Annotated in this window: 17 protein-coding genes; 7 read left to right on the top strand and 10 right to left on the bottom strand. The window is 71.3% G+C overall.

Annotated features, from left to right (window positions below):
• Positions 1 to 189: 189 nt before the first annotated feature.
• Positions 190 to 867 (top strand): nucleoside/nucleotide kinase family protein, encoded by a 678-nt coding sequence (locus ACFWYS_RS42120; protein ID WP_384781495.1) that lies wholly within the window; start codon positions 190 to 192, stop codon positions 865 to 867.
• 50 nt (positions 868 to 917) lie between these two features.
• Here the strand turns inward: ACFWYS_RS42120 and ACFWYS_RS42125 are convergent, their stop codons facing one another.
• The 6 genes from ACFWYS_RS42125 to ACFWYS_RS42150 all read right to left on the bottom strand — a co-directional run bounded on the left by ACFWYS_RS42125 (position 918) and on the right by ACFWYS_RS42150 (position 9,135).
• On the bottom strand, positions 918 to 2,750 hold the full coding sequence (locus tag ACFWYS_RS42125) for a hypothetical protein (RefSeq protein WP_384781497.1): 1,833 nt from the start codon (positions 2,748 to 2,750) through the stop codon (positions 918 to 920).
• A 13-nt stretch (positions 2,751 to 2,763) separates the two neighbouring features.
• A complete protein-coding gene (locus ACFWYS_RS42130) occupies positions 2,764 to 4,473 on the bottom strand; it encodes a hypothetical protein (RefSeq protein ID WP_384781499.1) in 1,710 nt (569 codons plus the stop codon).
• Between the two features lie 2 nt (positions 4,474 to 4,475).
• Positions 4,476 to 5,378 (bottom strand): carbohydrate ABC transporter permease, encoded by a 903-nt coding sequence (locus tag ACFWYS_RS42135; RefSeq protein ID WP_384781501.1) that lies wholly within the window; start codon positions 5,376 to 5,378, stop codon positions 4,476 to 4,478.
• Positions 5,375 to 6,286: a carbohydrate ABC transporter permease gene (locus ACFWYS_RS42140; protein WP_384781503.1), complete on the bottom strand. Its 912-nt coding sequence runs from the start codon at positions 6,284 to 6,286 to the stop codon at positions 5,375 to 5,377. Before ACFWYS_RS42140 ends, ACFWYS_RS42135 begins: the two co-directional genes overlap by 4 nt.
• A 116-nt stretch (positions 6,287 to 6,402) precedes the next feature.
• Complete coding sequence (locus ACFWYS_RS42145) at positions 6,403 to 7,731, bottom strand: extracellular solute-binding protein (RefSeq protein ID WP_384781505.1); 1,329 nt, start codon at positions 7,729 to 7,731, stop codon at positions 6,403 to 6,405.
• A 270-nt stretch (positions 7,732 to 8,001) separates the two neighbouring features.
• Complete coding sequence (locus ACFWYS_RS42150; RefSeq protein ID WP_384781507.1) at positions 8,002 to 9,135, bottom strand: ROK family protein; 1,134 nt, start codon at positions 9,133 to 9,135, stop codon at positions 8,002 to 8,004.
• Between the two features lie 325 nt (positions 9,136 to 9,460).
• On the opposite strand from ACFWYS_RS42150, the gene ACFWYS_RS42155 reads away from it, so the two are divergent.
• From ACFWYS_RS42155 to ACFWYS_RS42175, 5 genes are all read left to right on the top strand, one after another.
• Entirely contained in the window at positions 9,461 to 10,354 is an 894-nt protein-coding gene (locus ACFWYS_RS42155; RefSeq protein WP_384781509.1) for an N-acetylglucosamine kinase, read from the top strand.
• A gap of 188 nt (positions 10,355 to 10,542) precedes the next feature.
• A complete protein-coding gene (locus ACFWYS_RS42160) occupies positions 10,543 to 12,465 on the top strand; it encodes a phosphatase PAP2 family protein (RefSeq protein WP_384781511.1) in 1,923 nt (640 codons plus the stop codon).
• 238 nt (positions 12,466 to 12,703) lie between these two features.
• Complete coding sequence (locus ACFWYS_RS42165) at positions 12,704 to 14,254, top strand: ArnT family glycosyltransferase (protein WP_384781560.1); 1,551 nt, start codon at positions 12,704 to 12,706, stop codon at positions 14,252 to 14,254.
• Between the two features lie 80 nt (positions 14,255 to 14,334).
• Complete coding sequence (locus tag ACFWYS_RS42170; protein ID WP_384781513.1) at positions 14,335 to 15,258, top strand: MurR/RpiR family transcriptional regulator; 924 nt, start codon at positions 14,335 to 14,337, stop codon at positions 15,256 to 15,258.
• Positions 15,259 to 15,566: 308 nt separating this feature from the next.
• Positions 15,567 to 15,935, top strand: a complete 369-nt coding sequence (locus ACFWYS_RS42175; protein WP_384781515.1) for a hypothetical protein — start codon at positions 15,567 to 15,569, stop codon at positions 15,933 to 15,935.
• A 22-nt stretch (positions 15,936 to 15,957) separates the two neighbouring features.
• Here the strand turns inward: ACFWYS_RS42175 and ACFWYS_RS42180 are convergent, their stop codons facing one another.
• The 4 genes from ACFWYS_RS42180 to ACFWYS_RS42195 all read right to left on the bottom strand — a co-directional run bounded on the left by ACFWYS_RS42180 (position 15,958) and on the right by ACFWYS_RS42195 (position 19,212).
• Positions 15,958 to 16,755 (bottom strand): cellulose binding domain-containing protein, encoded by a 798-nt coding sequence (locus ACFWYS_RS42180; RefSeq protein WP_384781517.1) that lies wholly within the window; start codon positions 16,753 to 16,755, stop codon positions 15,958 to 15,960.
• A gap of 108 nt (positions 16,756 to 16,863) precedes the next feature.
• Complete coding sequence (locus ACFWYS_RS42185; protein ID WP_384781519.1) at positions 16,864 to 17,697, bottom strand: hypothetical protein; 834 nt, start codon at positions 17,695 to 17,697, stop codon at positions 16,864 to 16,866.
• 94 nt (positions 17,698 to 17,791) lie between these two features.
• Positions 17,792 to 19,003 (bottom strand): helix-turn-helix domain-containing protein, encoded by a 1,212-nt coding sequence (locus ACFWYS_RS42190; protein WP_384781521.1) that lies wholly within the window; start codon positions 19,001 to 19,003, stop codon positions 17,792 to 17,794.
• A gap of 11 nt (positions 19,004 to 19,014) precedes the next feature.
• Positions 19,015 to 19,212, bottom strand: a complete 198-nt coding sequence (locus tag ACFWYS_RS42195; protein ID WP_384781523.1) for a hypothetical protein — start codon at positions 19,210 to 19,212, stop codon at positions 19,015 to 19,017.
• A gap of 220 nt (positions 19,213 to 19,432) precedes the next feature.
• On the opposite strand from ACFWYS_RS42195, the gene ACFWYS_RS42200 reads away from it, so the two are divergent.
• The gene (locus tag ACFWYS_RS42200; RefSeq protein WP_384781525.1) at positions 19,433 to 20,398 is read left to right on the top strand and encodes a DUF3068 domain-containing protein; all 966 of its coding nucleotides are present in this window, start codon (positions 19,433 to 19,435) and stop codon (positions 20,396 to 20,398) included.
• The last annotated feature ends 98 nt before the right edge of the window (positions 20,399 to 20,496 follow it).

Consider the following 20,496-nt stretch of genomic DNA (forward strand, 5'->3'; position numbering starts at 1 on the left):
CACCCCTTACCCCTGTGACCAGTACTCAGAAGGAATAGATGCCCCATAAAGCACATAAGACGCAAAAAGCACGGACAAAGTAACCCGCAAGGGAGGGGTGTGCGGTGCGGAGTTCGGCCAGGCGCCTGACCCGGGGACCTTCACCGGCGGGGGGGGGATCGGCGCCGACCGGGTGACAGACTCTGCTGTGTGACCCCGAGCTTCGACGACCTCCTCGCCCGCGCCCGCTCCCTCCCCCGCGACGGCCGCCGTGCCGTGCTCGGCATCGTCGGCAGTCCCGGTGCGGGCAAGACGACGCTCGCCGAGCACCTGGTGCGGGAGCTGAACGGGGCCGGGGATCCCTGGGTCGCGCAGGTGCCCATGGACGGCTTCCACCTCGCCGACGTCCAACTGGACCGGCTCGGCCGCCGGGACCGCAAGGGCGCGCCGGACACGTTCGACGCGGCGGGGTACGCGGCGCTGCTGCGGCGCCTGCACGAGGCCGGCGGTGACACCGTCTACGCGCCCGGCTTCGAGCGGGTCCTTGAGCAGCCGATCGCGGGCGCACTCGCCGTGGAGCCGACGGCCCGGCTGGTCGTGACCGAGGGCAACTATCTGCTGCTCGACACGGGTGCGTGGGCGCGGGTGCGGCCGCAGCTGGACGAGGTGTGGTTCTGCGAGCTCGACGAGCCGGAGCGGCTGCGGCGGCTGATCGCCCGGCACGAGCGGTTCGGCAAGTCGCACGATGAGGCGGTGGCCTGGGTGATGCGCTCGGACCAGCGCAACGCGAAGCTGGTCGCCGCGACCCGGGACCGAGCCGACCTGGTGGTGCCGGGCACCGCCCTGCCCGCCGCGCAGGAGCCGCCGACCGCCCGTGCGGGAACCTGACCGGCGCAAGTGCGGGCTGCTCGGCCCGCCGCGGTGAGTCCCCCCCGCCCCTAGGGCGCCGTCAGCGCGAGCTCCGGCTCCCCGTGCGCGTCGCCCGACGCCTCGCCGATCACGGCGGTGAAGGCCTCGGTGCGGACCGTCAGTCCCGTGCCGTCGTGCCTGAACGTGGGCGCGAACGGGCCCGCCGGTCCGTAGCGGACGGCGAAGACGTGCAGGTCCTGCGGGGCGCCGGGGGCCGGTCCGGCCTCCAGGGCCGTCGAGCTGACCAGGTGACGCCAGCCCTCGTCGGGGTTGCCGTAGCCGCGGGGGTCGGCCGCCAGGGCGAAGGCCGCCTCTTCCTGGGTCCTCTCCGCGCGGGCGTCGAAGTGGTCCACGCCCTCCGACTCCGGGTGAGTGAGGCGCAGTTCACCGGCGGACGTGACCTGGCCCTGCGAGACCCTGCGCACCCGGTCGCCGTCGTCGGCGGCGTACGGCAGGCCGGCCAGCAGGTACGGCGTGCCGGGGAGCCGTTCCACCGCGACCGTCACCCACAGGCGCGTGCCGTCGGTGACGTACAGGGAGCGCACATGGCGCAGGACGTGGTCGCGGCCGACGACCGGCTTGGTGACCAGCTTCGCCGTGAGGCCGTCGGCGCCGAGGTCCCGGACCCGGACCTCGCCCATGGGGCGGCAGTACAGGAAGCCGTCCGTCACCGGGCCGAAGCCGTGCTGCCGGTTCACCGCGGCCGGGAGGTAGTAGGTGCCCGCGGCCTCCACCAGCGACGGCGTCATATGGCTGTCGAAGGCCACCGAGACCGTGCCCGCCCGGAGTTGGTGGCGGACGGGAGCGGGCGAGGGGCTGCGGTGCCAGCGCGTGGTGTCCTGGATCTGCCAGACCAGCATCCAGGCGAAGTGACCGTCGACCCCGCCGTCGGCCTTGACCGCGTGTCGGCCCCACCGGGTGTCGCCCCGGTAGCGGCCCAGGTCGGAGCCGATCCGGGCGCTGAAGTAGCGCAGGCCGAGCACCGACTCGAAGCCGGAGTGCTGCTCGCTGTAGCGCGGTCCGCCGTTGTCGAAGCCGCCGCCCGTCAGCCGGGCGTCGATGTAGCGGGCGAGGGCGTCGCCGTCCTCGGCGAAGATCTCCTCGCCACTGACCAGGTGGGCCTGGGCGAGGAAGGACAGGGAGATCGGGCCGTAGTTGTTGTCGTAGGCGCCGCCGTGCTCGGGAGGCAGCAGGGCGCCCCGGTCGGCGACCCGGTGGGCGCGGATCTTGTCGGCGTACAGGGCGATCGCCCGGGCACGCACCGCCGCGCCCTGGCCCGGCGGGAGATGGCGGGCCAGCATGAGCCCGCCGACCACGCAGCCGATGGCCTGGTTGCCGGCCTCCTGCGGATTGAAGAAGGTCGCCTCGGTCAGCCAGCGCCAGTAGCCGTGCGCCACCGCGACGAGTTCGGCGCGCTGCCCGTCCTCGACAAGACCGTCCGTCAGGTCCAGCACGTCGACCGCCTGGAGCAGCGCCCACACCGTGCTCGGCCAGTCGCCGATCGGGTGCGCGCCCGCCGCCAGGGTGTAACGGGCGTACGGCAGACCGGAGTCGCGCACCTTCAGGTTCGGGTAACCCGGGTTGTCGTCGGTGTACACCCGCTCGCGCAGATGGAAGGCGAGGCTGCGGCCGACCGCCTCCGGCAGCCTCGGGTCCTTGCTCCGCTGCCAGGCGAGGGCGAGCAGGGAGGTGATGCCGAGGGAGGTGTCTCCGATGTCGTCGACGCAGTCGGGGTGTTCGAGGTTGCCCTCGGGCGTGAGGCGGGCGAGGGCCTGCTCGACGACGTCGGCGAGGACGTCGTCGTACGCATGCGCAGTGTCCGGCAGGTCGTGCAGCGGCCCGAGCTGGCGTGGGAGGTACAAGGAGATCAGCCCTTCATGCCCGAGATGTGGCGCGCAGTGTGAGAGTCAGTGTCTGCGGTCCGTGCCCACCGAGGTAGACGCGGTTCCCGGCCGTCGCGTCGGTGCCGCCGACCACGGTGTAGTCCTGCCCCGGGTCGTAGCGCAGCACGTCGGTGCGGTCCGGTCCGGCGAGCGGTTCGCCCGTCTCGACGGCGGCCTCGACCCGGATCTCGTCGTCGCCGACGCGGTAGGTCAACGGCTCGGTCGTCAGGCACCAGCTTCCGTCGCCGAGCGGTACGGCGCCCTGCGGCTCGCCGCCCGGCCGGAAGGTGAGTTCGAGGGCCCAGGGCACCGATGGTCCGCTGATGTCGATACGTAGGTCGGCGCCGTCGTCCCGCAGGTCCACCTCGACGCGGGTCGTGTGGGAGACCTCGTCCTGGGGCCGGTCCGGGAAGGACATCGCGGCGGAGAAGCGGCCCTCGTCCACCAGACGGTAGGCGCCGTCGTCGCGCCTTTGGTCCTTCGGGAGCGGCTGGTAGTAGGCGGTGGTGAGGGTTTGGGTGAGCCGGTACCGGTGGTCGGCGAGCTGTTCCATGTCGGCGGCGCGGAACGGGCCCAGGTCGAAGAACACCCGCGAGAGACGGACCGCGTCGAGGACGGCGGCACCGGCGAACAGGCGCAGGAAGGTGGGGTTGCAGGCGAGGCCCGAGCGGATGCGCCGGTGCTCGGGCACGTCGGAGCCGCCGTACACCACGGTGTGCGCGGTGGCCGAGGCGTGTGCGGCGAGGCGTGCGGTGGGGAGGTACCGGTCGCGCGGGAGCTTCTCCGCGTCCGGGGCCGGCAGGGCGCGGCACAGATCCGGGGTGAGAAGGGTCTGGGCGAGCAGGTCGGGGTCGTCGATGCCGTCGGCGGCCGCCAGCCGTGCCGCACGGGCGAAGTCGCCCCGGCCGGTGCGGATCGCGAGCAGCCGGTAGTGCGGCAGGTAGGGCCACAGCGCGAACGAGAGCTTCTGGTCCTGGCGGCGCGAGTGGACGGTCTCCACCGTGCCGTCCGGCCTGATCAGGTCCAGGGTCGTGGCGAGGTTGCGTTCGACGGCGTCCAGCAGGTCGGTACGCCCGAGCACCTCGGCCAGCAACAGCAGCGACGGGTTGGTCACGATGGACGCGTAGACGGCACTGCGTTCCGAGTACAGGCCCTCCGCGTCGATGTCGACGCCCTCGGCGAGCCACTCCTCGACGCGGTCGAGGAGCCGGTCGTCCGGGAACGACCGGTGCAGCCGGGCCAGCGCCGCGCACAGCTCCCAGCGGTGGTTCGGGGTGTGCACCCCACCGGTCAGCAGACTGCCGGTGGCGGCGTCGGCGATCTCGGCGAGCGCGGCCGTGACGTCGCGCAGTTCCGGCCCCGCGCCGGCGGCGAGGACGTGCGCGTCGCACACGTCGTTGACGGTGAACGCGGAGTCCGGCGGTGACTGCACGTTGTCGCCGCCGGCGAAGAGGCCGGAGGCTGTCTGCACAGCCCGCAGGGCACGCAGGTGGGTGGTCGCGGCGGCGACGGCCCGCCCGCTGCCGTGCAGTGCCGAGTCCGCGGAACGGTAGGCCGCGACCAGGGTCTTCACCCGCCGCGCCAGACCACGGTGCGGCACACCGGTGGGTTCCTCGTCGGGGTCGGCCGTCAGCGGGACGGCCGGCCGGTCGGCGGCACGCGCCGCCGCGCGGACGAACTCGTGGTCCGGCGGGGTGGGCAAGGTCAGTCCTTCAGTCCGGCGTTGATGTCGGCGTTCATGACGTAGCGCTGGAACACCAGGAAGACGATGATCAGCGGAATCATGGAGATGACCGATCCGCCGAGCAGCACCGACCAGTTGATGTTCTGTGCGCCGACGAGGCTCTGGATGCCGATCTGCACGGTGAACTTCTCGGGGTCGTTGAGCATCAGCAGCGGCCAGATGTAGTCGTTCCACCGCCACTGGAACGACAGGATGGCGAGCGTCAGCATGATGGGCCGGGAGACCGGCACCATGATCCTCAGGAAGATCGACAGCTCACGCGCCCCGTCGATACGGGCGGCCTCGATGAGCTCGTCGGGGACCGTCAGGAAGAACTGGCGGAACATGAAGCACCCGGTCGCGGTGAGCACGGCCGGGAGGATGATGCCGGCGAGGGAGTTGTAGAGGCCGAGGTCGCGGACCACCAGGAACTGCGGGGCGAGCATGACCTCGGACGGCAGCATCGTGGTGGCCAGAATGCCGACGAAGAAGACCTTGAGCCATTTGTTGTCGTACTTGGCCAGCGCGTACCCGGTGCAGCAGCTGACTCCCACCGTGAGGATCGTCGCGATCACACACACGATGGTCGTGTTGATGAAGTACTGGGAGAAGTTGGCGCTGTCCCACGCCGCCTTGTAACCCGACACGGTGGGGTTGTGCGGGAACAGAGTCAGCGGAAGGGAGAACAGGTCTCCCGCCGGTTTGAAGGAGCTGAGGACGAACCACAGCACCGGCACCGCGTAGAGGGCCGCCAGGACCCACAGGAGTGTCGTCGCGGGTACCGCGCGCCGAAGCCCACCACCGGCCGCGCCGCTGGGCCGCTTCTTACGGACAGCCCGTCCGGGCTCGGCGCCGACCTTGCGCGGCATGTCTGTGGTTGTCATCGGTTCTCCACCCGCCGGTTGACCATCATCTGGATGATCGCGACGACCATCAGGATGAGCATGAGCACGAACGACGCGGCGCTCGCATAGCCGATCTGGCCCGTCTTGAACCCGGTCTGGTAGATGTACTGGACAAGCAGGTTGTTCGACGTGCCGGGTCCGCCGTTGTTGAGGGAGGCGAACAGCGGATATTCCTTCATCGCGTGGATCGTGTTGAGCAGGATGACGATGAAGGAGGTGGGCGCGATGCTCGGCAGTGTGATGCTGATGAACTGGCGCCACGGACCGGCGCCGTCGAGCGCGGCCGCCTCGTAGTACGACGTCGGTACGTTCTTGATCGCCGCGATGAACAGCAGCATGGAGAAGCCCGTCCAGGCCCAGGATGCCGCCACCACGACCACGATCAGCGACAGGTCGGCGTTCGACTGCCACGGAACGGCACTTCCGCCGAGCTTCTCGATGAGGTAGTTGACCAGTCCGAAGTTCTCACCGAACAGCCACCGCCACAGGACACCCACGACGATGGGCGACAGCAGCCAGGGGATGAAGAAGAAGACACGGGCGACCGACACGCCCTTGGCGTGCTTGCTCACCAGCACGTTGGCGATGAGCAGCGAGAACACGAAGTTCAGCGGAACGAAGAGCACGGTGTACAGCAGCGTCCGGGACAGCGCGTCGAAGAAGGTGGAGTCCCCGAACAGGTTGCTGTAGTTGTCCAGTCCGACGAACTGGAACGCCCCTACGCCCGTGTAGTTCGTGAAGGAGTAGACGAGCCCGATCACCGCCGGCCAGAGGAAGAACAGCGCGAAGAGCACGACATTGGCCGCGATGAGGACGAGCGGCGCAAGCGTGTACTTACTGCGTCTCCTGGGCGGGCTCGCGGTCACGTCCGAGGCGCGTTTTTTCATCTTCCTGACTCCGTGCTGGTGGATTGGGTCGCGGTGGGCTCACGCCATGAGCCCGGCATCACGTGGGAGTCCAGGGCCGGGCGGCGGCGTCGCATCCCGCCGCCCGGCCCTGTGGCCTACGATGCGCCGCCGACCTGCTGGTTGTAGCCGGCCACGATGTTCTCCAGGGCCTTGTCGGCCGACTGCTGGCCGTTGATCGCCTTGCCGAGCTCCGTCTTGGTCGGGTCCTCGGTGAGGCTCTTGCCCTTCAGCACCCAGTTCGTCTGCGCGCTGTTGAAGTAGCCGGAGATCGGGTCGTAGAGCGGGATCGACTCGTTGTACAGCTTGAACGCCGCCTGCGCCGCCTCGGACTTGAAGGGGTACTTCGGGGTCAGACCGGTCTCGACCGGCAGGAACCCGGACGCCTCGCACAGCGCCTGGTAGTGGGCCGGCTCGTACAGCCAGGACAGGAACTTCTGCGCTGCGGTGGCCGCGTCGGCGTTGTTGTTGAAGCCCACCGTCATGCCGCCGCTGTTGACGTCGCTGGCCTGCACCGGCTGGGCGGGAGTCGGGACGCTCGCCCAGTCGAACTTCTTGATGCTCTCCGCGAAGGCGGGAACCTGCCACACGCCGGACCAGTAGGCGACCACGTCACCGCTCTGGAACATGGCCGACGGGTCGGCGCCGCTGGTCCACACCGACTTCGGCATGGTCTTGTCGTCGTTCCATCCGACGAAGGTGTTCACGGCCTTCTTGGTCGCCGCGTCCACCGAGAACTTGCCGGAGTCGTCCGCGTGGACGTACTTCCCGCCCATCTCGTACACCATGGCGCGCAGCCGGGACGGCGACTGGTCGAAGGTCAGGGAGTACTTGGCGCCGGTCTTCTCGCGGACCTTGTTCGCCGCCGCGATGAATTCCTTCCAGGTCCAGGTCTTCGAGGGCGAGGTCGGGAAGGAGACTCCGGCCTTCTCGAAGAGCGACTTGTTGATGAACATGCCGGACGCGGTGACGTCCGAGGGGATGGACAGCACCTTCCCGGACGAGTCCTTGGCGACGAAGTTGGCGTTGATCTTGTTGGTCTTGTTGTTGGCGATGTCGCTGAGGTCGATCAGCTTGTTCGACCAGATCGGGTCCAGCGCCGGCACGGTCGCCACGTCGGGCAGGGAGTTCGCCTGCGCGGCGTTGTGCAGCTTCGTCGTGTAGCCGTCGTAGGGGATGTTGACGAGCTTGACCTTGACGCCGGTTTCCTTCTCGTACTGCGCCACCATCTTCTTCCAGCCCGCGTCCTGGCCCGGCACCGTGGAGATCCAGAACGTCAGCGACTTGGAGGTACCGCCGGAGTCGGATCCCGACCCGCAGGCGGAGAGGAGCAGGGCACCTGCCGTGGCCACGGCAGCGAGGGGAACCAGGCGGCCTATGGCGCCGCGGCCGAGTCGGCGGGAGCGCCGCACACCCACAGTGGTCATCTTCGATCCTTCGTGGTTGGGGACGGAGCACGGCGCCGACCAAGGCGGCACGGGTGCATTTTGCAGGAAAAATCACTTTCCGGGGGCACGGCCTCGCCCGGCCGCGTCATCCACGCGGGGCGAGATCCCCGGCCTCCTGGCCGTCACCGCACGGGCACGCCCTCGTGCGGCCCCGTACGTCGAGTACGGGCGGGATGTTCGCCCCAAGCCGGCGTCCCGGCCGACTTAGAAAGCGCTTGTCCGGACATTGGCAGACCGAGTCCGAAACCGTCAATCCTTCATTCGCGCCGCCTCGGTCACGTTTTGGACTCCTCTGGCGACCGCCAGGCGGGCCGCGCCGACCACGGTGCCGAGCTCACCGACCTGGCTGCTGACCACCTCGGTGGGCCAGCTCAGCCGCTCCAGCTCGGCCCGCACACCGGGCAGGAGCTGCGGAAACGCGCCGGTACTGCCGCCCAGCACGAGCAGCCCCGGGTCCAGTACGGCGGTCACGGCGGCGGCCAGCCGGCCCACGTCCACGGCGTGCCGGGAAACGACGGCACAGGCCGGGGCACTGCCCTGCCCGGCGAGCGCGAAGAGCTGCTCGGCCGTACGGGGGCCGGCGCCGTCGGCATCCGGCCATGCCTCGGCGGCCCGGCGCAGCAGGGAGCGGGCACCGATGTACTCCTCCAGGGCCTCGTGGCGGGGCTCCACGTCGTCGTCCCAGGGGTAGGGCAGCCGGGCGAGCTCTCCGGCGGCTCCGTTCGCCCCGGCCAGCACCTGTCCTCCCACGACGATGCCGAGACCGATACCGACGCCGATCCGCAGATAGCCGAAGGTGTGACGGCCGCGTGCCGCGCCCTCGTGCAGTTCCGCGAGCGCGGCGCAGTTGACGTTGTTCTCCAGATGGACGGGGACTCCGGGCGGCAGCGCGACGGCCACCGCGTCGAAGACGGGCCCGGCCTTGGCGGTCGCCGGGCGCATGCCGGAGCCCTCCTCGGCCCGGGCGGTGACGTCACCGACGGCCACGACGATGGTGCGCAGCGGGGCGTCGGCGGGCAGCGCGCTCAGCGCGTCGCGCACCACGTCGGCCGCCTCGGCCCGGGGTCCGGTGGCCTCGGCGAGCAGGGTGCCGTCCAGGGCGCACCCGCGGACCCGGGTGAGCGCGGGGCCGAGGTCGACGGCGAGCACGGCACCGGCGGCCGGGCCGAGGCGATATACGGCCGCGTTGCGGCCCGTGCCGCTGGACGCGGTGCCGGAGTGGGCGGCCAGACGGACGCCCTCCAGTTCGGCGACGGCGGCGGAGACCGTCGGTTTGGACAGCCGCGCAAGGCTGGCGAGCTGCGGCCGGGTCGCGGTGCCGGCCTGGGCCAGCACGGCGAACACATGGCTCGCGCTCTCGGTCAGACGGGGGGCTCTTACCACGTCGTGTTCCACAGTTCCCCCAGGTGACAGGCCGCTCTCCCGGACCGGTCGGCTCGACGGAAGGCGGCGATGGGTTGCCTTGGCGGCACGCGTCGCCGACCCGGGCGAAAGGCCCGGGTAGCCGACTGCGGGACGCCTATTGACACGCACTGTACTTCGTTAGTTAACTTCCTAACGAACGTCACGGTACTCGCCTGCCGTGGTCCGTCCAGAGGCCCGTCCCGGGGCTTCCCCAGCTCTTCAACTGTCTTGCCCTCCGGCACGGTTCGCCCGCCGTCGCAGCACTCAGCGCATCGACGAAAGAGGATCCGTGCAGGTCACCCCTTTGTCTGGCCCTCTGGTGGTCGGCATCGACGTGGGCGGCACCAAGACGCATCTCCGCGCGCATGCGGGGGACGCCCTGGTCGCCGATCACATCCGCACGAGCAGCGGCTGGCGGCCGCACGACCCGGTGGCCGCCGCGGGCTGGCTGGCCTCACTGGTCGCCGGCGCCCTGCCGACGGGTGCGCGGCCGTCCGCGCTCGCCGTGGGCGGGCACGCCTGCGAGACACCTCGCCAGTGCACGCAGATCCGCACCGCGCTCCAACTCCACTTCGACGCGCCCGCGTCGGTGGTGGGCGACGCCGAACTGCTCGTCCCCGCCGCCGGGTTGGACAAGGGGGTCGGCCTGGTCGCCGGCACCGGTTCCGTCGCGGTGGGGCGGCTGGCCGACGGCACACCGGTCCAGGTCGGCGGCTGGGGCGCGGTCCTCGGCGACGAGGGCGGCTCCGCGGGCCTCGTGCGCGAGTCCGCGCGGGCCGTGTGGGCGGCGCACGACCGCGGGGAGGAACCCGACCCACTGGCTCGCGGGCTCCTCGACTCCTTCGGTGTCGCCGAAGTGCCCGCGCTCGGCGCGGCGCTGGAAGGCGCCAAGGACGTGTCCGCCGAGTGGGGCCGCCATGCCCCGGTCGTGTTCGAGGCCGCCGAGGCCGGTTCGGAGCTCGCCCGTACGGTGATCGCCGAGGGCGGGCGTTCGCTGGCCGCGCTCGTCACCCGGCTCGCCGCGCGCGGGGTCGCGGTGGACGACGTCGTGGTCGCCGGCAGCACCGTGCTCGCCCAGCCCGTCCTGTACGACGCGTTCGCCGCCGCTCTCGCCGAGAGCGTGCCCGGGGCGCGGCCGCGGCCGTTGCAACTCCCGCCGGTCGAGGGTGCGGTGACCCTCGCCCGTTCACTTGTGTGACACCTGCCGGACGCCGGGCCATCCCGAGTCCGACACGACCCGCCCGTAGATCTTCGCTCGTACGACTCGGCCCCAAGCGCTTTCATTACGTCTCACGCGTCTCACGCGTCTCGTGCGCACCCGGGAGTCGAGTCGATCGTTTCGATCTCCTCCCGGCCGTACGGCCGTAGAGCTCAAGAGAGGCACTCATGCCGTCAACCGCCGGGCGCCACGCCACCTCGTCCCTGAACAGAAGGCGCTTTCTCCTGACCTCCGTCGGCAGCGGCGCGGCCCTGGTGGCCGTCCCCGCGTTCGCCGGCTGGCTTCCCGCCGCGGACGCCAAGGCCGCCGTGAACGCCGCCGCGTTCGTGGACGACTACAAGACCAACGTCGTCGCGAACCAGACGCCCGAGACCAATGCGGTCATCCGCGTCCTCGGCGGCTTCGCGAGGGTGTGGAAGACCGGCGGTGCCTGGAACACCGGCATACCGCTGATGCCCGAGGTGCTGCGCGCCAACATGCGCTACTGCGCCCGCATCACCGCCGCGCGCACGGACGCCCAGGCGAAGGAATCGTTCATCATCGACCGCCAGCACCAGAGCTACTCGGTGATCGCCGGGCTCGGTCCGCTGGCCGAGCTGTACAAGTCGGGTGCCAAGGCGGTCACTTCGATCACCGGCGCGCCGGACGGCACCCCCGCCGGGAAGATCAGCGACGCCCTGCCCGCCGACGCCCCGGCCGGTTCCGCTATCGGCGCGGGGTCGTACGACTCGGAGCTCGGCAAGGTGGCGAAGCTGGTCGACACCGTGCGTGGTCCCTTCGCCTCCGGCAACCCTGCCAAGTTCGCCTTCCAGTACCCGCGTCCGTGGCGGATGAACGAGGACAGCGAGGTCGTCGACACGGGACAGAAGGACGCGTTCGGCTTCCCGGTCTACGAGTCGCAGGTCGTCGTCGCCCCGCAGCTGCTGCGCCAGCGCGGCGAGAACGCGGCCGAGGACGGCGGCTTCCCCAGCGGGCACACCAACGCCCTGCATCTGGCGGCCCTGGCGTACGCCTACGCCGTGCCCGAGCGTTTCCAGGAGCTGGTGACCCGGGCCTTCGAGCTCAGCCACACCCGCATCGTGGCGGGCATGCACTCCACGGTCGACGTCCTCGGCGGCCGCGTCATGGCCACCGCCCTGGCCGCCGCCGCCCTCGCCGACCCGGCCAACGCGGACCTCAAGGCCGCGGCTCGCGCCCAGGCGCTGGCGTACTTCACACAGCGGACGGGCTCGACGTCCGACACGCTCTTCGCGTACGCCCACGCGGCCGGCACCGCCACCGACCCGTACGCCGACCGGGACGCCAACGCCCGTACGGTCGCGCCCAAGCTGACCTATGTGCTGACCCGGCAGGGCCGCGACGAGCCGCTGACCGTGCCCAAGGGCGCGGAGGTGCTGCTGGAGACGCGCCAGCCCTACCTGACCGCCGCCCAGCGCCGCGAGGTGCTGCGGACGACCGCGCTGCCCGCCGGGTACGTGCTGCTGGACGGCTTCGAGCAGTGGGGCCGGCTGAACCTGTTCGCCGCGGCGGACGGGTACGGCGCCTTCGACTCCGACGTGAGTGTCACGCTCGACGCGGCGGCCGGGGGCTTCGGCGCGGCCGACACCTGGCGCAACGACATCCGCGGAGAGGGCGCTCTGACCAAGCGCGGCACCGGCACGCTCACGCTGACCGGCCACAACCGCTACCGCGGCGGCACGGTGGTCGAGGGCGGCGTGCTGGCCGCCGGGTCCGCGAACGCTCTCGGTCAGGGCGATGTCCGGGTCGTGGGCGGCACGCTGCGCGCGGACAAGGTGCTGCGGGTGCGCGGCGCCTACGTCCAGGAGGGCGAGTCGCGCCTGGAGCTGCTGGTGCGCAAGAACCACGGTCCGGCGCTCGAAGTGTCCGGCCGGGTGGTGCTGGGCCGGGGCACCGTGCTGTCGCTGCGGCTGGACGCCGAGCGCCCGCCGGTCGCGGGGACCACGGTCCCGGTCATCGAGGCGCGGCGGCTGCGCGGCCAGTTCGACGAGGTGGAGCTGAACTCCGACACGCTGCGGGCCGTACCCGTCTACACGACGGAAGGTCTGTCGGTACGACTCCTCAAGCGGTAGCGGCGCCCCGGGCGGGAGCTGATGCAGAGTAGCCCTCATGGGTCGGCTCTGGATCAGCTTCCGCGACCGTGGGGCCGACGGCACCGCGGAGCGGATGATGGCGCTCGAACAGCACCCGGCCCCGACCACGGCCTCGGCCCCGGCCTCGGCCCCGGAGACGGTCCCCGACGCACGCCCCGCGCAGCGGCCTCCCAGGCGCTGGTGCGTGCCGCTCCTGGTGGTCGTGCTGCTGGGGCAGATGGCCGTCGCGATGGTCACGACCGCCGTCCAGCAGACGCCGACGATCGACGAACCCGTGTACGTGGGCACGGCGGCCGAGTACCTCCACGAGCACCGCGTGGTCCACAACCCCGAGCATCCCCCGCTCGGCAAGCTGGTCGTCGCCGTCGGAGTGGCGCTCGCCGATCCTCGGGTCGATGCGTCCTTCACCGGCGATCAGGGCCGGTTGGGGCGCCATCTGCTGTACGAGTCGGGGAACGACCCATGGCGCCTGATGCTGTTCGCCCGGCTGCCCGTGATCGCCCTGACACTCGGATTCGGGCTGGTCGTGTTCGCCTTCGCCCGTGAACTGGCCGGATCGTCGGGGGGGTTGGTGGCGCTCGGGCTGTACGCCTTCTCCCCCGACGTCATCGCGCACGGCTCGCTCGCCACGCTGGACGTCCCGGCGGCCGGGTTCGTGCTGACGTCGGCCTGGCTGCTGTGGCGGGCCCGGCACCGGCCCCTCCTGTACGTGCCCCTGGCCGGGGCGGCGCTGGGGGCGGCCCTGGCGACGAAGATGAGCACCCTGGCGGTGGTCCCGGTGCTGGTCGCGCTCGCCGGGCTGTCGGTGTGGAGCGCGCGACCGCCCTCCGGGTCCCGGCGCCGGGCACTCGGGCGGGCAGCCGCCGGGGCGGGTGTCGTGGCGCTGGTCGCGATCGCCGTCGTATGGGCGTCGTACCTGGTGGTCGACCCGCGGCTGCGCTGGGCGCCGGAGCAGCCGGTGCCCGATGTGCACGGGCTGCGGGGGCTCGCCGTGGATCTGCTGCCGTTCCCGGAGGCGTACCGGGACGGGATGCGGGTCCAGTTCGACTTCGAGGACTACCCGTGGCAGGGCTTTCTGTTCGGTCGGCTCTACACGGGATCGCTCTGGTACTACCTGCCGGCCGCACTGCTGGTGAAGACGCCGCTGGGCATGCTCGCCCTGTGGGCGGCGGGGGTCGTGGCGCTGGTGGCGGTACGGCGGCTGTGGCCGGTGGCGCCGTATCTGCTGGTGCCCCCGGCCGTGCTGCTGGCCGCGGCCATGCTCGGGTCGCGGGACTTCGGCACGCGGTACGCGGTCTTCGTGCCGATGTTCCTGGCGGTGGCGGCGGGTTGTGTGCTCGCGCTGCGCCGGCGGTGGGCGCCGGTCGCGGCGGGCGTGCTGGTGCTGTTCGTCGCGGTCAGCTCGCTGCGCACGTATCCCTACTACCTGCCGTACTCCAACGAGGCGTTCGGCGGGCCGGAGAAGACCCATCTGCGGCTGCACGACTCCAACGTGGACTGGGGACAGGACCTCGGCCGGCTGGCCGACCGGCTGCACGAGCGGTACCGGGGCGAGCGGGTCTGGCTCGTCTACAAGGGCAGCGGGGTGCCGTCCTTCTACGGCATCCACGGCGCCGATCCGCGCAGGGTGCCCGTCCGCGAGGTGCGCGGGCTGCTCGTCGTGTCGGACTCCGCGGCGGCCAAGGCGACCGGGCGACTGGCCGAACTGATCGACAGCAGCCGTCCGGTCGACACGGTCGGACATTCGATGACGATCTATCGCCGCTGAGCCCGGCCCGGGGAACAGCCCTGGTCGGCAGGGTGTGTGAGCTATGTTGAAGCACTGTGGGAGACAAAGAAGGCGCACCGATGTCGTCGGCTCAGCAGGCACGCGCACAGGCATCCGCCATCACCTCGGGAAAGTCGGTTCCGGAGGCCGAGGCGTCCCCGACCTCCCAGCTCAGGGCGCTCTTCGACCAGCCGAGGCTGTCGCCCGGGCAGCGGCGTATCGCCCAGTACCTGATCGAGCACATCACCGAGGCCGCGTTCCTTTCGATCACCGATCTCGCGGAGCGGGTCGGCGTGAGCCAGCCGTCGGTGACACGTTTCGCCGCGGCCGTCGGTTTCAGCGGCTACCCCGCGCTCCGGGAGAAGCTCCAGACGATCGCGCTCGGCAGCTTCGCCGGGGGGACGGCGGCGGCCGAGGAGAACGGCGCCAATGAACTGCAGGCCGCCGTGGACGCCGAGATCGACAACCTGGAGAACCTGCGGCGCGACTTCGCCGACCCCGACCAGGTGATCGACATCGGCCGCAAGCTGTCTCAGTCGACGCCGCTGACCATCCTCGGGCTGCGTATCTCCGGGTCCCTGGCCGAGTACTTCGCCTACGCCGCGCGCCGTATCCACCCGGACGTGCGGCTGGTGACCCGGGGCGGCAGCGTCGCCTACGACGCGCTGCTGCAGTCGCGCGAGGCCGGCGGCACCTGGGTGCTGGCGTTCTCCATGCCGCGGCACGCGCAGGAGACGCTCACGGCCGTGCGGGTCGCGCGCAGCGCCGGACTCAAGGTCGCCCTGATCACCGACCTGGCGCTCGGTCCGGTGGCCGACACCGCCGACGTCGTCTTCGCCACCGGCACCGGCTCCCGCCTGGTCTTCGACTCCTACGCGGCGCCCGGCGTGATGGCCGCCGCGCTGCTGCAGGCCATGACCGACGCCGACCCGGAGCGGACGCAGGCACGGCTGGAGGAGTACGAGCACATCTCCGACCAGCACCAGTTCTTCCTGCGGGACTGATCCTTCGCGCCGTCCGGCGGCGCGGGCCTGTCGCACGCCCTGCAAACCGGGCCACAGAGGCACCATTCAGATCAAAGCACGCATGAATGTTTTCATGCGCCTTGCAAAGCGGACGGCATATATAAATACTGCTCACGCGTCACCCCGGACACCCGAAGCCGCCGTCTCCTACCCGCGTCGGCGCCCCGGTTGTCCGGTCGGGCCTCGTTCCGTGCGATGGCCCTTGGCGGCCCCGGTCATCCCCTAGGCCGGGGCCGCCCGCCCCTGTCGGACACCCTCCCGACGCCGCACACCGGAAGCGACGATCCATGCAACTGACGACCACGCGCATCAGCCCCGACTGGCCGTGCCAGGTCAAGCAGCCCGGTTCCTACGACTGGGAGCGCTCGGCGGCCAAGTGGCTGCGCGAGCTGGTGCCGGCCCGCTACGCCAGTTACCCCGCGCTGATCCGCCACCCCGTGCTGCTCGCCCGCCACGCCCAGATCCAGGTCCAGAACGAGATCCGGGTCGCCCGCACCGCGCTGCAGACCGCACGGGCCGACCTGCCGGCGCTGGGCATGCCGGAGTCGGTCATCGAGCACACGATCAAGCTGTACGCGGCCGAGGTCATGCAGTTGCAGCACATCGCCCGCAGTGTGCGCGCGGTGTCCCAGGCGCTGGTCGAACACGGGCGCTGAGCCCTCGCTCCGCCCCTGCCCCTCACTCCGCCCCGGCCGTCGCCGCGCAGGTGACCTTCGCCGACGGTTCCCCGGCCGAGTCCGAAGTGGCGGCGAGGAAGCCGAAGGTGACGCTGGCTCCGGGCGCGAGGGTGCCGTTCCAGGACGCGTTGGAGACCGTCGCCCTGCCGTCCGGGGTGTTGGAGAGGGTGCCGTCCCAAACCTGGGTGAGGCGGGCTCCGTCGGGCGGTACGACGGTCGCGGTCCAGCCGGAGGCCGAGGACGCGGGCGCGTTGGTCACCGTCACCTCGCCCTGGAAGCCGCCCTGCCAGCTGTTGACGGTCCGGAAGGCCGCCGTGCAGAGGGGAGAGTCACCCGGCTCGTCCTCCGCACCGGGTGCGTCCGGCTCGGTGGGTGCGGGTTCGGCCGGTGCGGACGCGGTCGCGGACGGCGCCGGGTCCCGGGCCGCGGAGTCCCGGGCCGCGGAGTCATCGTCGCGGCCGGTCAGCAGGAGGGCGCCGCCGAAGCCGACGACCGCCGCCGCCGTCACGGCGACCGCGATGGCGGTCCGGCGGAATCCGGGTCCCGGTGCACCCGGGCCGGGGCGGGCGCCGCCGTTCCACGCGTTCCCCTTGTCCTCGGCGACGGCCGGGAGTTCCTGGGTCGCGTCCTCGACGACGGGCAGCGCACCGGGCACGGCCACGGTCTCGTAGCCGGCGTTGTCCTCCTCCCACTCCCGGAACAACTCCGCGAGGGCGTCGGTGCGGCGTGGGCGCAGGACGTGGATCGGTTCCAGGGCCGGACTCTCGTCCGGTTCCTCGGGGTCGGGCCGTGTGGGCACACCGCTCTCCTTCCGTCCCCGTCGGCACGGGGCTTCGCCAATCCCCGGGGAGAGATACGGGGTTGGCGTCCCGCCGGTTCAGCGGGGCGCGGTGAGCGTGCGGCGCGGTCAGGCCCCGGCGGCGAGGAAGCCGTGCAGGGACGCCTTCAGCGCGGCGACGAAGCCGTCGCGTCGTGCGTCGTCCAGGGCGTCCAGCGACAGATACGGGTTGAGGTCCTCCAGCTCGACCAGCAGGAGTTCGCCGCCCGGCGCACGGCAGGCGTCGACGCGCTGGATGCCGTGGGCGATGCCGTTCCAGTCGATGAAGCGCCGGGCGAACTCCAGGTCGGCGTCGGTGGGTTCGTAGGGTTCCAGCTGCCAGCGCCGGTCGGGGTACGGCGCGTACAGGGCGTACTGGAAGTCGTGGTCGACGAAGCAGAACGACACCTCGTAGGCGAAGTCCACGCACGGCTGGACGAGGACGTCCCCGTCGGCCGAGGCGCGCGCACCCTCTTCGGAGACGATCCGCAGCCCTATGGAGTCGGCGCCCAGTCTGGGCTTGACCACATAGCGGTCGCTCTGGGGCAGCAGGCTCAGATCCTCGGCACGGTCCACGGTGGGGATGACCGGGTACCCGGCGGCGGTCAGATCGAGCAGGTACTGCTTGCCGGCCATGTCGGCCTTCCCCGTGAGCGGGTTGTACACACGCGTCCCGGCGGCGGTGGCACGCCGGCGGAACTCGTCGTACGCCTCCTGGTACGCCAGGACCGGACCGCTGTTGCGGACGACGACCGCGTCGAAGGCGTCCATGAGCGCGGCCGCGTCCCGGGGATGGCACAGGGCCAGGTCGAAGTCGTCGCGCAGCCGGGAGGTGAGGAAGATGTCCTCGTCGCAGTAGCGGCGCCCGCGCGCCTGGTAGGCCAGGTCGGTGACGTACAGGATGCGGGGGCGGGCGGACGGCATACGGGACTCCTCGGCTGCGGGCGGCAGCCGAATCGTACGGGGACCGGCGGCACCGGACGATCGCCGGGTCGACGGGCGTGCGGGCGCGGTCCGGTCAGCTGCTCGGGTCGGTGAGTTCTCCGCGCAACCGGCGTGTCCGCAGGACCAGTTCGAGTTCGAAGCGGCGGTCGGGGTCGTCCAGTTCGTCGCCCCACAGATCCCTGATCTGCCGCAGGCGGTTGCGTACGGTCTGGGGGTGGACGCCGAGCCGGGCGGCCACCTCGGGTGCGCCGCCCTGGGTCTGCAGCCAGGCGAGCAGCGTCTCGGCGAGGCGGCGGGCCTGCTCCGGTCCGGCCTCGGTCAGCCGGGCCAGCCGGCGGCGGGCGAGGTCGTCGATCAGTGCCTCGGCGGGGAGCAGCACGAGCGCCTCGGCGTGTTCGCTGCAGCGCAGGAGGCGGCCCTGGGGAAGGAGACCCTCCTGGATCATGCGGGCGGCGGCCGTCGCCCAGTGCAGCGACGTGGCGGCCCGGGTCACCGGAACGGCGGGGCCGATGGCTCCGGACCAGCCGGTCATGGCGCGGTGCAGCCGGTCGACGCGGCCGGGCGCGTCGGGGTCGGCGAGCACGAGTCGGGGCTGTTCGCCGTCCATGTCGAGCAGGACCTCGTCACCCAGGGCCGGTGTGACGTGCTGCTGGGCGGGGCGGAGCAGGACGGCCACGGCGACCTCGTCGGGCAGGGGCCAGTCGACGGCGGCGGCGCGTTCGGTGAGGGCGGCGGACGGGTCGGTGCGGTGCTCGGTGAGGAGGAGGTCGACCAGCAGGCGCTGACGGCGGATCCGCTCCCCCGCCTGGCCGGCGGCGACCTCGGCGTAGCCGTGCAGGGAGTGGGAGACGAGTTCGTCGAGATACTCGAACGCGGACTCGGCGAGTTCGTACATCGCCGGTGGCGGGATCTCGACCTTCTGCCCGATCTCGGCGAAGCTGCGCCAGGCCAGCCTCACATTCAGCCGGTAGATCGCCTGGAGGGAGTCCAGACGGCGGCCCTTGAGGGCCTGGTTGCGCCCGAACTCCCGGAAGACCTCGGGGAGTTCACGGGGCCGCTCGATGTCGGTGGTCAGCTGTGCGACGAAGCTCTCCAGGGCGAGCCGGGTCGCCACGAGTGCCTTCGGCTCGCCCGTTTCGCCGGCCGTCAGCTCCAGGTTGGGGAACTCCTGGCGCATGGCCCGCAGGATGTCCTGCGCGATCTCCGGCACCCGTTCCATGGCCAGATCGGCGAACCGACGTACCTGGTCCGGCGGGACCCTGTGCCAGGCGGGGGGCGCGGGCACGGCACGACCTCCTAGTGTTCCGCGGCCGGTGCGGGCGGCGCGGACGGGGCGGGCGCGGACCGGTCGGCGGCCTGGTCGGGGAAGGTGACCAGCGGCACGTTCGGCTGCTCGGGAGTGGTGTTCAGGGCGGCGACGAGGCCGAAGGCGGCGCCCGTGGCGAGGGCGGCGGAGAGTAGGCACGTCAGCAGTGCTGCGAGGGTTCTGGGCATGGGGACGAGGAGCCTCTCGGTCGATGAGGTTGTCACCCAGCGTTCCGGCCCGGACCGGCACGATCAGTATTAGGTCACTGTTGACACCGGGTCAATAGCGGCCTAATTTCGCCGTTCATAACTACTTACTCCCCGGTAGGCCATCTTCGCCCCGGGTGACCCGGACTGCCCGACACCGTGCGCACAGTCCGTTTCTTTCCGCTGCCACCGGAGTGCCCTCATGCGCCGTACAGCTTCCGTTCTTCCGCTGATTTTGCTCGGTTTGGGCGTGTTCGCGCTGGTCTTCGGCCAGCTGCTCGACCGGTATGTGGAGCCACGGGTCAAACGCACGCCGGTCGACGTCCAGACGGACTCGGTACTCACCGGGACAGGTAGCTTTTTCGACACCGGTGCCCTGGAGACCGTGCACGGGAAGCGGATCACGGTCACCCGCCGGATCGTGGGCGACGTGGCCGCCGCCGAGCGCAGCGGGAACGCGGTGTGGAACGTCTCCACGCAGATCGACACCCCCGCCACGCTGGCGCTGCGGGACCCGCGCAGGTCGCTGCAGTGGACCACCGAGCGCTGGGTCACGGACCGGCGGACCAACCAGCCGGTGCACTGCTGCGGCGAGCAGCCCTCGTTCCGGGGCGACGCCTATCTGAAGTTCCCGTTCGACGTGCAAAAACGCACCTACCGCTGGTGGGACGGCGTGCTCGGCGCGGCCGTGCCGCTGAAGTACTCCGGGACCGAGAAGGTGCTCGGGCAGGCGGGCTACCGGTTCACCGGAAGCGTGGCGCCCAGGCGGACGGAAGTCACCCGTGAGGTGCCCGGCACGCTGGTGGGGCGGCCGAAGCAGCGGCAGGTGACGGCCGAGGAGTGGTACGCCAACGGCCGGATCGAGCTGGTGGTGGAGCGGCGCACGGGCCGGATCATGAACGCCCGGATCGCGCCGAGGATCACACTGCGCGCACCCGGGGCCCAGCTGGACGCGGTCACGCTGCTGGCGAGCGACCGGCTGGAGTTCACCGAGGCGACCCGCCGCACCCAGGTGGCACAGACCGCGCGGGACAGCCGCCGACTGGAGGTGCTGGGCGAGACCGCGCCCCTGCTCGCCACGGCCGCGGGCGGTGTGCTCACGGCCGCGGGACTGGCCTTCCTGGTCCGTGAGCGTCGGCGGCGGGCGGCGACGGAGGACCCACAGTGAGCCGACAGTGCTCACACAGGTGACTGCTCCGGGGGCATGAGCGGGGAGAAATTGTCACCTTCGTGCGTAGTCAGATGGAGCCTTCCATCCGAAAACTT

Origin of the sequence: Streptomyces sp. NPDC059010 (assembly GCF_042740355.1) — a bacterium.
GTDB lineage: Bacteria > Actinomycetota > Actinomycetes > Streptomycetales > Streptomycetaceae > Streptomyces.